Origin of the sequence: Mycobacterium sp. 852014-50255_SCH5639931, from assembly GCF_001665605.1 — a bacterium.
Lineage (GTDB): Bacteria > Actinomycetota > Actinomycetes > Mycobacteriales > Mycobacteriaceae > Mycobacterium > Mycobacterium paraffinicum.
The window spans coordinates 1-13,332 of the sequence record NZ_LZSV01000016.1; the positions used below are offsets into that span (position 1 = coordinate 1).

Sequence of the window (13,332 nt, forward strand, 5' to 3'; positions counted from 1 at the left end):
GGCTCCGCAGTCGCGGTGGCCGACGGGATGGTCACGAGGGTGCCCGTGACCGCGGCAAGAACGAGCGTCTTACGGACGTTCTTCAATATCTTTCCTTTCGCGGTGCGCGCGCGCCAAAGCAAGCCCACGGGGGTGGGCTGACGGTCTCTGGTTGATGCGGAAACCTGCTTCGGAACGTGCCGACTTGTTCCGGCACGACAGCGGTGGGCTCGAATCGCCCAGCGGACTGCTGTCCGCCGGCCGCGGACTGGTCTTCGCCGTCCGCAGCCCCGCTCACACGCGGGTCCGTGATTCTGTTTTCAGTTACTCTTCCGTAACCCGTTGGGGGCTAACAGGGACCGTACGAGAACCAGCCGCGTTCGTCATCTTCGGAAAACGGCCATCTCGTTTCGGTAACGGGGTGATCACGGCGCAATACCGCCGTCATTTTGGCAGGTCAGCCGCGCGATTTCGAGAAGTACCCAACAATCGTGCGGCCTTTCAAATCGTGAGCCGAATCACGTCCATTTTGTGAACTGGCGCACGTATTTGCGCTACCACGTTTGGGCCGCTTCGGGTCCAACGGACTCGGGTCCGCCGTCGCGAAGCAGCGTAGCCTACAACAAGTTACGTTGCTTCGCCGCGCGCCACGCCCGACTACGAGAGCGAATTGTGTTGTGCTGCTGGCTAACTTACATCGTTCGAATAACGGGCGCGGACACCGGCGGGCGTCGGCGCGTCGAGAGCGGAGTAAGATGAAACAGTCTTCCGCATAACACTTTTCGGTCACCACGTGCCCCCGATGAGGCCAGACCATGGAAGGCGACTGCTCCGCCGAACGCCTCCGGCACACCGTCCGATTCGGCTATGCCAATTTGCTCACGGGAACTGTGGTTTCGGTCGACGCCCAGGTGCATAGACACCGCGGCCTCCGATGAAGTGGCGGGCAATGGACCTGAAATCTGCGGTGTGCCAACAGATCACGATCCGCGGCCGGATTACCTATTCCACCAATGGCGAGTTACTTAGCCGATATCTAAGCGAGGAGGAGCATTTGTCTTATGTCGAATAGGGCTTGCGCATTCTCGGGCATGGGCGGTGCCCGAATTTACGCAGAATTTATCCGACGCGATTTCGCCGCGGCCGGCTCGCGAGATTGCCGTCAGCTGCGGGGCTGCGCGAGGGCGCGGAGCTCCGCGTCGGTGTTGACGTTGGTCAGCCACCGCGAATCCGACGTCACGACGCGCTGGGCATCCGATGAGTCCACCAAGGCGCGCATTTTGCGCTCGCCGACGGCCACCAACGCGTCGACACGGTCGGCCAGGTCCGTCCGGTACACCGCGGCAAGATAGTGGTCCTGGCCATCCCAGGGCAGCACCACCTCCGCACCGGTCTCCAGCGCCCGGCGCGCGAGGTCGTCGATGAGTTCGACGGCCAGGAACGGCATGTCGACGGCGCAGACGAAGGCGAGGCGGGCGCCGGCATCGGCGGCCGCGCGCAATGCCCGCCCCGTCGCCGGCAACGGGCCCAGGCCGCGCAGTTCGTCGCGCATGACCCGAGCGTGCAGTTCGGGCAACGGCTGCCCTTGGGCGGCCATGACAAGGACTGGGTCGCAACGCTGTTCGAGAATGCCGACGACGTGTTCGACCATCGTGGTTGCGTCGGAGCCCGCGGACCCGGGGACGGGCAGGCTCGCTTTGTCGCGCCCCATCCGTTGCGATGCGCCGCCGGCGAGCACTACGCCGGCCAGTGAACTCGTTTCGCCCACGTCAGTCGACGGTCCAGGTGTCGCGCCCACGCAGCAGCGACTGCAGGGCGGCGTCGTCGAACGGCTTCGCGGCGCGGGCGGCCTGCACCTGCGAGCGCACCGCGTCGTCATAAGTGGGCCGGCTGACATCCCGGAAGATCCCGAGCACGGTGTGATCGAGATTCTGATCGGAGAGCCGCGACAGCGCGAAGGCGTAGGCCGAGTCGTCGGTGTGCGCGTCGTGCACCATGATCTCGTCGACGGACACGTCGGCAGTCTTGGCGAATTCGAGGCCGAAGCCGGACTTCACCACGCAGTACTCGCCGTCGGCGCCGAAGGTGATGGGCTCGCCGTGGCGGATGTTGATCACCCGTTCCTCGGCGCCTTCCTTGCGGAGCACGTCGAACGAGCCGTCGTTGAAAATCGGGCAGTCCTGCAGGATTTCGACCACCGCGGCACCGCGGTGCTCGGCGGCGGCGCGCAACACCTCGGACAGTCCATTGCGGTCGGAGTCGAGCGCGCGGCCGACGAACGTCGCCTCCGCGCCCAGCGCCAATGACGCCGGGTTGAACGGGTGATCCAGCGACCCCATGGGCGTCGACTTGGTGACCTTGCCGACCTCCGACGTCGGCGAGTACTGGCCCTTGGTCAACCCGTAGATCCGGTTGTTGAACAACAGGATCGTGATGTTGACGTTGCGGCGCAGCGCGTGGATCAGGTGGTTGCCGCCGATCGACAACGCGTCGCCGTCACCCGTGACCACCCACACCGACAGGTCCTCGCGGGCCAGCGCCAGACCCGTTGCGATCGCCGGCGCGCGGCCGTGGATCGAGTGAAAGCCGTAGGTCTCCAAGTAATACGGGAACCGGCTCGAGCAGCCGATGCCGCTGATGAACACGATGTTCTCGCGACGCAGCCCGAGCTCGGGCAGGAAGTTTCGGATGGTGTTGAGGATGACGTAGTCACCACACCCGGGGCACCAGCGGACCTCTTGGTCACTGGTGAAGTCCTTGCCCTTCTGCGGCTGATCCGTGGTGGGCACACCGTCGTTTTTCTTCAACCTCGGGGTCAGCCCGAGGTCTGTGCCCGCCAGATTTCCCATCAGGTCGGTCATTCGCTAGCTCCCGCTCCAACCGTTGCTGCCGCCAGTCTGGCGACCATCGTCTTGTCCTGCTCGATTTCGGCGAGCGTGCCGCCCTGTGCGGCGCGGATGAGGCGCCCGATCTCGTCCGCGAGGAACGCGACACCCTGGACCTTGGTGACCGATTGCACGTCGATCAGGTACTTGCCGCGAAGTAGCAGCGCCAGCTGGCCGAGGTTCATCTCCGGGCATACCACCATCGGGTAGCGCCGCAACACATCACCCAGGTTCGCCGGGAACGGGTTCAGGTAGCGCAGGTGTGCATGTGCGACCTTGACGCCCTTGCGCCGCGCGCGCCGGCAGGCTTCACCGATCGGACCATACGAGCTGCCCCAGCCGATGAGCAGCAACTCGGCGTCTCCGGTCGGGTCGTCGACCTCGAGGTCGGGAACCGAGATGCCGTCAATCTTGGCCTGGCGCAACCGAACCATGAGGTCGTGGTTGACAGGCTCGTAGGAAATGGCACCCGAACCGTTCGCCGCTTCCAGGCCACCGATGCGGTGCTCGAGCCCGGGGGTGCCCGGAACGGCGAATTGCCGGGCCAACGTTTCGGGGTCGCGGTTGTACGGCTGGAAGGGCTCGTCGGGTTTGGCGAAGGTGTGCTTGATCGGCTGCAGCGAGCCGACGTCCGGAATGCGCCACGGCTCAGAGCCATTGGCGATCGCGCCGTCGGACAACACGATCACCGGCGTGTGGTAGGACACCGCGATCCGCACCGCCTCGATCGCGGTTTCGAAGCAGTCGGACGGCGAGCGTGGCGCCAGGACCGCAACCGGCGACTCCCCATTGCGGCCGTACAGCGCCTGCAGCAGGTCGGCCTGCTCGGTCTTGGTGGGCAGGCCGGTTGAGGGCCCGCCCCGCTGCACGTCGATGACCAGCAAGGGCAGCTCGGTCATCACCGCGAGGCCCAGCGCTTCCGACTTCAGCGAAATGCCGGGTCCGGACGTGCTGGTGACGCCGAGGGCACCGCCGTACGAGGCGCCGATCGCCGCGCAGATGCCGCCGATCTCGTCCTCGGCCTGGAAGGTGATGACGTTGAAGTTCTTGTGCTTGGACAGCTCGTGCAGGATGTCCGACGCCGGCGTGATCGGGTAGCTGCCGAGCACGACCGAAATGTCGGCCAACTGACCGGCCGCGACGATGCCGTAGGCCAGCGCGGTGTTGCCGGAGATCTGCCGGTATTCGCCGGACGGCAGGGTCGCCCGTGAGACCTCGTAGGTGGTGCCGAATGCCTCGGTCGTCTCGCCGTAGTTCCACCCTGCCTTGAGCGCGAGGACGTTGGCCTCCGCGATGTCAGGCTTGCGGGCGAACTTCTCCTTGATGAATTTCTCGCTGGCTTCGATCGGCCGCCCGTACATCCATGACAGCAGGCCCAGCGCGAACATGTTTTTGGCGCGTTGCCCGTCCTTCTTCGACGCGCCGATCGCCTCGACGGCGCCCAGCGTGAGCGTGGTCATCGCGACGGAATGCACCACGTAGTCGGACAACTCGTCGGACTCGAGCGGGTTCGTTACGTAGCCCACCTTGGTCAGGTTGCGCTTGGTGAACTCGTCGGAGTTCGCGATGACCATGCCGCCGCGCGGGAGGTCACCGAGGTTGGCCTTGAGCGCCGCCGGGTTCATCGCTACGAGCACGTCAGGGCGGTCACCGGCGGTCAGGATGTCGTAGTCGGCGATTTGGATCTGGAAGGACGAGACCCCGGGCAGGGTGCCTGCGGGGGCGCGGATCTCCGCGGGATAGTTCGGCTGGGTCGCCAGGTCGTTTCCGAAAAGCGCTGCCTCCGAGGTGAACCGGTCACCGGTCAGCTGCATGCCGTCGCCGGAGTCCCCGGCAAAGCGAATGACGACTTGTTCCAGGCGCTGGCGGTCTGACCCGCCACCGGAAGGCGACCCGTTCGAGCCGTTGTGAGAATCAGACCCGGCTCCGCTGCCGTTCGGATCCACGTATCCGCCTTCCATTCGCTATCCGGATAGGCACTTCGCTGGAGCTTTACGTTACGCGCTGTTCAAGCGAGTCCCGCACCCTCGCGCTGTGTGTCACTGGTGGTACCAATTATGGCACTTCTTTAAGAGACTCTAAGACGAGAATGGCCGTCTCTAAACCATTACACGCAGCGGTTTTCACCTAAAACCGATGTCAGCCGGGGGACGGTGGCGCCGACCATCAAAAGTGTGGTATTGGTCACTCTTGCGCGGCGGCGGCCAATTCTCTGGGCACCGTTTCCTGCATCGCGATCATTCGAGCGCGCCCGTCAGCCGGCGCGGTACGGGGCTGGGGGTGGCAGCGGCGGCCGGCATGCGCATCTAGTACCAAAATGCGCGGCCGCTCGACCGCCGGGGAGTGTTAGGCGCTCTTGTCGCGGCGCTCGGTGCGCGACGGCTTGCGCGGCACGATCGTCGGCAGCACGTTGTCCTGCACGGTCTCCTTGGTCACCACGACCTTGGCGACGTCGTCGCGGCTCGGGATGTCATACATCACCGGCAGCAGGACCTCTTCCATGATGGCGCGCAGACCGCGGGCGCCCGTGCCGCGGTGGATGGCCTGGTCGGCGATCGCCTCCAGCGCGTCATCGGTGAATTCGAGCTCGACGCCGTCCATCTCGAACAGCCGGGTGTATTGCTTGACCAGAGCGTTCTTCGGCTCGGACAGGATCTTGACCAACGACTCCCGATCCAGGTTGGTCACCGAGGCGACCACCGGCAGCCGGCCGATGAACTCGGGGATCAGGCCGAACTTGATCAGGTCCTCGGGCATGACGTCGGAGAAGTGGTCGGTGGTGTCGATTTCGGCCTTCGAGCGGACCTCGGCGCCGAAGCCCAGGCCCCGCTTGCCGACGCGCTCGTAGATGATCTTCTCCAGGCCGGCGAACGCCCCCGCGACGATGAACAGCACGTTGGTGGTGTCGATCTGGATGAACTCTTGGTGCGGGTGCTTGCGGCCGCCCTGCGGGGGAACCGACGCCTGCGTGCCCTCCAGGATTTTCAGCAGCGCCTGCTGAACGCCCTCGCCGGAGACGTCGCGGGTGATCGACGGGTTCTCGCTCTTGCGGGCGATCTTGTCGACCTCGTCGATGTAGATGATTCCGGTCTCGGCGCGCTTGACGTCGTAGTCGGCGGCCTGAATGAGTTTGAGCAGAATGTTTTCGACGTCCTCACCGACGTAACCGGCTTCGGTCAGCGCGGTGGCGTCGGCGATGGCGAACGGCACGTTGAGCATCTTGGCCAGGGTCTGCGCCAGGTAGGTCTTGCCGCAGCCGGTGGGGCCGAGCATCAGGATGTTGGACTTGGTCAGCTCAACCGGCTCGTGCCGGGAGTCGCGGCCCTTCTCCCCGGCCTGGATGCGCTTGTAGTGGTTGTAGACGGCGACGGCCAGCGTCCGCTTGGCGGTGTCCTGCCCGATGACGTAGCCCTCCAGGAACTCCCGGATTTCAACCGGCTTAGGGAGTTCGTCAAGTTTGACGTCGTCGGCGTCGGCCAGCTCCTCTTCGATGATCTCGTTACAGAGGTCGATGCACTCGTCGCAGATGTATACACCGGGGCCAGCAATGAGTTTCTTGACCTGCTTCTGACTCTTCCCGCAGAACGAGCACTTCAGCAGGTCACCGCCGTCTCCGATGCGCGCCATGGTGCTGAGGGCCTACTTCCTTTTCGCCGTTCGTGTTGCTCTGCCGCATGTATGCCCCGACGCTACCCGCTAGATCGGGCCCGACGCGACCATTAAGGCCGAATCGCGTCGGTGGTATTCATGCTGTCCGTCTGCATGAAACATATAGCCAGACGGCGCCCGTCACTCGCGAAAGACGCGCTTTGCGTGTCTTTGGCGTGTCGCGGTCGTTACCCAACCGAGGCTGGTGCGCCGACCGATCCCCACTTCCGCTGGAGATGCCGACCCCGGAAGAAATGGGCAGATCCCCAAGAAATCACCCTACAGTGGCCGGGTGGAATTGGCTCTGAACAGCGGGGCGGTCCTGATCAACGATGGCGGCCTGGCCACCGAGCTCCAAGCGCGCGGGCATGACCTCTCCGACCCGCTGTGGTCGGCGAGGTTACTGGCGGACGACCCGCACGAAATCGTCTCCATTCACGACGCGTTTTATCGCGCCGGTGCCGCGATCGCGACGACAGCGAGCTACCAGGCGTCGTTCGAGGGCTTCGCTTCCCGCGGGATCGACCGAGCAGAAGCCGACGTGCTGCTACGCCGCAGCGTCCAACTTGCGAAGACCGCGCGTGACCACGCGGACGCGGGCGGGCTCGTCGCCGCCTCGGTCGGCCCGTACGGCGCCGCATTGGCCGACGGATCGGAATACCGCGGACGCTACGGCCTATCCGTGGCGGCTTTGCGGAGATGGCACCGACCCCGGCTCGAGATCCTGGCCGACGCCGGCGCCGACGTGCTGGCGTGCGAGACCGTGCCCGACATCGACGAGGCCGAGGCGCTGGTCGATCTGGTCGGTTCGGTCGGCGCGCCGGCCTGGCTCAGCTTCACCATCGACGGCACCAGAACCCGGGCCGGGCAACCGCTGGCCGAGGCGTTCGCCGTCGCCGCCGGGGTGCGCGACATTGTCGCGATTGGGGTCAATTGCTGTGCACCCGAGGACGTGCTGCCGGCGATCGAGATCGCCTCGGCAACCGGCAAGCCGGTGATCGTTTACCCCAACAGCGGCGAGCGCTGGGACGGTCGAGGCTGGGCGGGGCCGCGTTCGTTCTCCGCGCGGCTGGCCACGCAGTGGGTCGCGGCGGGCGCGCGCATCGTCGGTGGCTGCTGCCGGGTGGGGCCGGCCGACATCGCCGACGTCGCGGCCACCCTGCGCCCGACGTGACCGACAGACCTACGCGTTCTGCGCGGAGAGCTTCCGGTACTCCAGGACGGTGTCGATGATCCCGTAGTCCTTCGCCTCTTCGGCGGTCAGGATCTTGTCCCGGTCGGTGTCCTTGCGGACCGTCGCGGCGTCCCTGCCGGTGTGGCGGGCCAGCGTGGTCTCCATCAGCGTGCGCATCCGCTCGATCTCGGCGGCCTGGATCTCCAGATCGGAGAACTGGCCCTGGATCACGCCCTGAAGCGACGGCTGGTGGATCAGCACCCGCGCGTTGGGCAGCGCCATCCGCTTGCCGGGAGTTCCCGCGGCCAGCAACACCGCCGCGGCAGAGGCGGCCTGGCCCAGGCACACCGTCTGAATGTCGGCGCGCACGTACTGCATGGTGTCGTAAATCGCCATCAGCGAGGTGAATCCGCCGCCGGGCGAGTTGATGTACATGGTGATGTCGCGGTCGGGGTCCAGCGACTCCAACACCAGCAGCTGCGCCATGATGTCGTTCGCCGAAGCGTCGTCCACCTGGACGCCGAGGAAGATGATGCGCTCTTCGAACAGCTTGTTGTAGGGATTCGACTCCTTGACACCGAAGCTCGAGTGCTCGATGAACGACGGCAGGATGTAGCGCGCCTGCGGCTGGATCTGAGGGTGCTGAGTACTCACTGGGCTTCTCCGTTGGTGATGTGGGCGGCGCGCGTGATGATGTGGTCGACGAACCCGTATTCCAGTGCTTCCGGGGCGGTGAACCAGCGGTCACGATCGGAATCGGCCTCGATGCGTTCGATCGACTGCCCGGTGAATTCCGCGTTCAGCCGGAACATCTCCTTCTTGATGACGTGGAACTGCTCGGCCTGGATGGCGATGTCGGCCGCGCTGCCCGTCACCCCGCCGAGCGGCTGGTGCATCAGGATGCGCGCGTGGGGCAGCGCGTAGCGCTTGCCCTTGGTGCCGGCCGCGAGCAGGAACTCGCCCATCGAGGCCGCCATACCCATCGCGTAGGTGGCGATGTCGCAGGGCGCCAGCACCATGGTGTCGTAGATGGCCATGCCGGCGCTGATCGATCCGCCCGGGGAGTTGATGTACAGCGAGATGTCCTTGTCGCCATCCTCGGCGGCGAGCAGCAGGATCTGCGCGCACAGCCGGTTGGCGACCTCGTCGTTCACCTCCGAACCCAGGAAGATGATGCGCTCGGAGAGCAAGCGCTCATAGACCGAGTCCGTGAGGTTGAGCCCTTGCGAGGGCGAACGCATGTCAGACACGACTGGGTTACCTGCTTTCTCGAGTTCTTCTATGCACCGACACTAACCAACCGAGCCCACTCTTTCGCGGCCACGCTCCCCCTCAATTGGGCGCTTTCGCTCACAGCGTCAAACCGGTCACTCCGTTTCGTCGCCGGGGGCCTCAGCTTCGTCGGCGTCTTCGGCTTCCTCGGCCTCGTCCGGACGCTTGCCGAAGAACTCACTGGTGTCGATCGCGTTCCCGTCGGTATCGGTGACCGTCGCCGCCCGCACCACCTCGGCGATGGCCAGCCCGCGTCGCACGTCGGCGAACATGGCCGGCAGCTGGTTGTTCTCCTGCAGGTAACCCAACAGCTGCTGCGGCTCGATGCCATATTGCCGCGACGTCGCGACCAGTCGTTCGGTCAAGTCGTCCTGGCCGACCTGGACCTCCAGCTCATCGGCCAGGGTATCCAGCAACAGCTGCCTCTTGACGTCCGTCTCCGCCGCGGCGCGCGTCTCGGTCTCGAACTCTTCGCGTGTCTTTCCCTGCCCGGCGAGTGCCTCTTCGAGCTTGGCTTCGTCGTGGTCGAGGCTGTGCAGCGCGTCGTGAAGCGAGCTGTCGACCTGCGCCTTGACGATCGCTTCCGGCAGCGGCACGTCGACCTGTTCGAGCAGCGTGTCCAGCGCTGCGTTACGAATCTGGTCGGCCTGCTGGGCGCGCTTGACCCGCCCCACCTGGTCGCGCAGGCTCGACCGCAGCTCCTCGATGGTGTCGAACTCGCTGGCCAATTGGGCGAACTCGTCATCGGGCTCGGGGAGCTCGCGTTGCTTGATCGACTTGACCGTGACCGTCACCTGCGCGTCCTGCCCGGCGTGTTCACCGGCCGCCATCTGGGCGGTGAACTCCCGGGACTCATCGACGGACAGACCGACCAGGGCGTCGTCGAGGCCGGCAATGAGCCGGCCCGACCCGACCTCGTGGGACAGTCCCTCCGCGGCGGCCCCCGGCACCTCTTCGCCGTTGATGGTGGCCGACAGATCGATGGAGACGAAGTCGCCGGTGGCCACCGGTCGGTCGACGCCGGTCAGGGTGCCGAACCGGGCGCGCAGCGACTGCAATTCGGCGTCAACGTCCTCGTCGCTGACATCGATCGGGTCCACCGAGATCTTCAGCGCGCCGAGGTCCGGCAGCTCGATCTTGGGCCGGACGTCGACCTCGGCGGTGAACGCCAGCTCTTCGCCGTACTCCTTCTTGGTGACCTCGATCTCGGGCTGGCCGAGGGGCTGCACTTCCGAATCGACGACCGCCTGCCCGTACCGCGCGGGCAGCGCCTCGTTGACGACCTGGTCGAGCAACGCCTCCCGGCCGAACCGGGCCTCCAGCAACTTCGCCGGCGCCTTACCGGGCCGGAAGCCGGGAAGCCGCACCTGCTTGGCCAGCTCCCGGTAGGCGCGCTGGAAATCGGGCTCGAGTTCGGAGAACGGCACCTCCACATTGATGCGGACCCGGGTGGGGCTCAACTGCTCGACAGTGCTCTTCACGGGGGTGCTCCTCGGTGGTCGTTCCTGGCGTTCGGTGGGCCGTGTGCATGCGGCACGGGGTCGTGCTGGTCGGGGTGACAGGATTTGAACCTGCGGCCTTCCGCTCCCAAAGCGGATGCGCTACCAAGCTGCGCTACACCCCGCGCTGACCTCGATGATCCTAAGGCCCCTCACGTCCGGGTTGGCCACGGGCTTCGCGGCGACCTCGCGGACCCTCACGGAGCGATCACAAGACCGCGTCGATTAGATTTGATCTTCGTCGACAGCTACAGTCACGCTCGACTAGCACATGCGGGCGTAGCTCAATGGTAGAGCCCTAGTCTTCCAAACTAGCTACGCGGGTTCGATTCCCGTCGCCCGCTCGGGGTAAGGATCTGCTCCATAGAAAGGCGCCATGAGCGACGTCGAAATCCATGGCTCATGCGCGTCGGACTTCGTCGGAGTGCGCGACGCGTTCGAGCGCAACTTCGCGCTGGGCGATGAAGTTGGCGCGGCCGTCGCAGCCTGGGTGGACGGGTCTCTCGTCGTCAATCTCTGGGGCGGCTGGGGCGACGCCGCCCGTACCCGGCCCTGGCAGCAGAACACCCTGACCACGGTGTTGTCCGGCACCAAAGGCCTGTCGGCCACCTGTATTCACCAGCTGGCCGACCGCGGCGAACTGGACCTGCAGGCCCCGGTGGCCCGTTACTGGCCCGAGTTCGCGCAGGCGGGCAAACAAGACATCACGCTGGCGATGGTGATGAGCCACCGGTCCGGCGTGATCGGCCCGCGCACCCGGATGCGCTGGGAAGACGTCGCCGACTGGGACTTCGTCTGCGCACAGCTGGCCGCCGCCGAACCTTACTGGGAGCCGGGCACCGCCCAGGGCTACCACATGACCACCTTCGGATTCATCCTCGGCGAGGTGTTCCGCCGGGTCACGGGCCGGACGATCGGTCAGTACCTGCGCACCGAGATCGCCGAACCGTTCGGCGCCGACGTCCACATCGGGCTGTCCCTGGCCGAACAACGCCGCTGCGCCGAGCGGGTCAACAAGCCACACGCCCGCGACCTGCTGGCCGACGCGCAGGCGCCCGGCTACCCGGCCAGCCTGGCCGAGCACCCCAAGGCGGGGTTGTCGATCTCCATGGGGTTCGCCCCCGACGACGAGCTGGGCTCCCACGACCTGCAGCTGTGGCGCCAACTCGAGTTCCCCGGCACGAACGGGCAGGTGTCGGCCCTGGGATTGGCGACGTTCTACAACGCGCTCGCCCAGGAGAAGGTGCTCAGCCGCGAGCACATGGACCTGGTGCGGGAGTGCCAGGGCGGCCTCGAGACCGACTTGGTGCTGGGGCCGCGGGTCGCCGATCACGGCTGGGGTTTGGGCTACATGCTCAACCAGCGGTGCGTCAACGGGCCCAACCCGCGGATCTTCGGTCACGGTGGCCTGGGCGGCTCCTTCGGGTTCGTCGATCTCGAACACCGGATCGGCTACGCGTACGTGATGAACCGCTTCGACGCCACCAAGGCCAACGCGGACCCGCGCAGCCTCGCCCTCAGCAACCAGGTTTACGCCGCGCTGGGCGTCACCTAGCTCGCCGCACGGGCGCGGCGGGTCATTTCTGACAGCTGGGGCACCAGAACACGTTTCGCCCCTCCAGCACGGCCGTGCGGATCGAATCTCCGCAGACCCGGCAGGCCTCGCCGGCGCGCCGGTAGACATACGTCCGGGGCCGCCCGGCCCGGTACGACGGCGCTCCGTGGTCGTGCTCGGGCCGCACCACGATGATCTTGCCGCGGCGCAAGCCGACCTTCATCAGCGCCACCAGATCGGTCCAGGCCGCATCGAACTCAGCCTCGCCGATATCCCGGCCGGGACGGAACGGGTCGATGCGGTGGCGGTAAAGCAGTTCGTTGCGGTAGACGTTGCCCACGCCGGCGATGATGGTCTGATCCATCAGCAGTGCGCCAATGGGTCTGCGGGACTTTGTGATTCGGTTCCATGCCCAGGACGGATCGGCGTCGTTACGCAGCGGATCGGGACCGAGCTTGGCCAGCACGTCGGAAACCTGGCCCTCGTCGATCACCTCGCAGACCGTGGGGCCCCGCAAGTCGGTGCCGTAGTCGGCGCCGACCATGCGCATCCGCACCTGCCCGACCGGTTCGGGAAGGACCGCGTCCGCGCGTGGCCATTCGGTGAAGGCACCGTAGAGGCCCAGGTGCACGTGCACGATCGGTCCGCCGTCGTAGTGGTGGAACAGGTGTTTGCCCCAGACGCTGGTGCGGCGCAACACGCGGCCGTCCACCACGGCCGAATCGGCGAAGCGGCCCTGCGGGCTCGACACCGCGACGGGCGCCCCACCGAAGCGGCGCTGATGCAGCCGGGCCAGCCGGTGCAGGGTATGCCCTTCGGGCATGGGCGTCTCAGCCCTGCGCGCCGGGCACCGGCGGCGCCTGGTGAGTGCGCTCGTACTCGGCGAGGATGTCGATACGCCGTTGGTGGCGTTCGGCTTTCGACCATTGCGCACCCAGGAAGGCGTCCACGATGGCCAACGCCTCGGGGACGGTGTGCATGCGACCGCCGATCCCGATCAACTGGGCGTTGTTGTGCTCGCGGGCCAGGGTCGCCGTCTCGACGCTCCACCCGAGCGCGCAACGGGCTCCCGGCACCTTGTTGGCCGCGATCTGTTCGCCGTTGCCCGAACCGCCCAGCACGATGCCCAGGCTGCCGGGGTCGGCCACCGTGCGCGTCGCGGCCGCGATGCAGAACGCCGGGTAGTCGTCCTCGGCGTCATAGGTGAAGGCGCCGCAATCGATCGGCTCGTGCCCGGACGCTTTGAGGTGCTCGATGATCTGCTGCTTGAGCTCGAATCCGGCGTGGTCAGAGCCGAGGTAGACGCGCATGCCCGCAATC

At 66.2% G+C, this 13,332-nt stretch carries 11 protein-coding genes and 2 tRNA genes; 3 read left to right on the plus strand and 10 right to left on the minus strand.

Features of this window, described 5'->3' with window-relative positions; translation table 11 throughout:
• Positions 1–1,141 precede the first annotated feature (1,141 nt).
• From mobA to clpX, 4 genes are all read right to left on the minus strand, one after another.
• A complete protein-coding gene (gene mobA, locus A5758_RS07835) occupies positions 1,142–1,747 on the minus strand; it encodes a molybdenum cofactor guanylyltransferase (protein WP_067211563.1) in 606 nt (201 codons plus the stop codon).
• Between the two features lies 1 nt (position 1,748).
• Positions 1,749–2,840, minus strand: a complete 1,092-nt coding sequence (locus A5758_RS07840; RefSeq protein WP_067738641.1) for a 2-oxoacid:ferredoxin oxidoreductase subunit beta — start codon at positions 2,838–2,840, stop codon at positions 1,749–1,751.
• The gene (locus A5758_RS07845) at positions 2,837–4,810 is read right to left on the minus strand and encodes a 2-oxoacid:acceptor oxidoreductase subunit alpha (protein ID WP_156622543.1); all 1,974 of its coding nucleotides are present in this window, start codon (positions 4,808–4,810) and stop codon (positions 2,837–2,839) included. The genes A5758_RS07840 and A5758_RS07845 overlap by 4 nt, the downstream gene beginning before the upstream one ends.
• Positions 4,811–5,210: 400 nt before the next feature.
• Complete coding sequence (gene clpX, locus A5758_RS07850; RefSeq protein ID WP_066958367.1) at positions 5,211–6,491, minus strand: ATP-dependent Clp protease ATP-binding subunit ClpX; 1,281 nt, start codon at positions 6,489–6,491, stop codon at positions 5,211–5,213.
• A 319-nt stretch (positions 6,492–6,810) separates the two neighbouring features.
• Between clpX and mmuM the strand changes: the two genes are divergently transcribed.
• Positions 6,811–7,686, plus strand: coding sequence for a homocysteine S-methyltransferase (gene mmuM / locus A5758_RS07855; protein ID WP_197503830.1), 876 nt, complete (start codon positions 6,811–6,813; stop codon positions 7,684–7,686).
• A gap of 9 nt (positions 7,687–7,695) precedes the next feature.
• Here the strand turns inward: mmuM and clpP2 are convergent, their stop codons facing one another.
• From clpP2 to A5758_RS07875, 4 genes are all read right to left on the minus strand, one after another.
• Positions 7,696–8,340, minus strand: coding sequence for an ATP-dependent CLP protease proteolytic subunit ClpP2 (gene clpP2 / locus A5758_RS07860; protein WP_067211546.1), 645 nt, complete (start codon positions 8,338–8,340; stop codon positions 7,696–7,698).
• The gene (gene clpP1, locus A5758_RS07865) at positions 8,337–8,927 is read right to left on the minus strand and encodes an ATP-dependent CLP protease proteolytic subunit ClpP1 (protein WP_067211543.1); all 591 of its coding nucleotides are present in this window, start codon (positions 8,925–8,927) and stop codon (positions 8,337–8,339) included. Before clpP1 ends, clpP2 begins: the two co-directional genes overlap by 4 nt.
• A gap of 126 nt (positions 8,928–9,053) precedes the next feature.
• Entirely contained in the window at positions 9,054–10,439 is a 1,386-nt protein-coding gene (gene tig / locus A5758_RS07870) for a trigger factor (protein WP_067738650.1), read from the minus strand.
• A 66-nt stretch (positions 10,440–10,505) separates the two neighbouring features.
• Positions 10,506–10,582: transfer RNA gene (locus A5758_RS07875), tRNA-Pro, on the minus strand.
• Between the two features lie 148 nt (positions 10,583–10,730).
• On the opposite strand from A5758_RS07875, the gene A5758_RS07880 reads away from it, so the two are divergent.
• Both A5758_RS07880 and A5758_RS07885 read left to right on the plus strand, forming a co-directional pair.
• A tRNA-Gly gene (locus tag A5758_RS07880) sits at positions 10,731–10,801 on the plus strand.
• Positions 10,802–10,833: 32 nt separating this feature from the next.
• A complete protein-coding gene (locus tag A5758_RS07885) occupies positions 10,834–12,012 on the plus strand; it encodes a serine hydrolase domain-containing protein (RefSeq protein ID WP_067738653.1) in 1,179 nt (392 codons plus the stop codon).
• 22 nt (positions 12,013–12,034) lie between these two features.
• On the opposite strand, the gene A5758_RS07890 is transcribed toward A5758_RS07885, so the two are convergent.
• Complete coding sequence (locus tag A5758_RS07890; RefSeq protein WP_067211533.1) at positions 12,035–12,835, minus strand: Fpg/Nei family DNA glycosylase; 801 nt, start codon at positions 12,833–12,835, stop codon at positions 12,035–12,037.
• A gap of 7 nt (positions 12,836–12,842) precedes the next feature.
• Complete coding sequence (locus tag A5758_RS07895) at positions 12,843–13,322, minus strand: ribose-5-phosphate isomerase (protein WP_067738658.1); 480 nt, start codon at positions 13,320–13,322, stop codon at positions 12,843–12,845.
• Positions 13,323–13,332 lie beyond the last annotated feature (10 nt).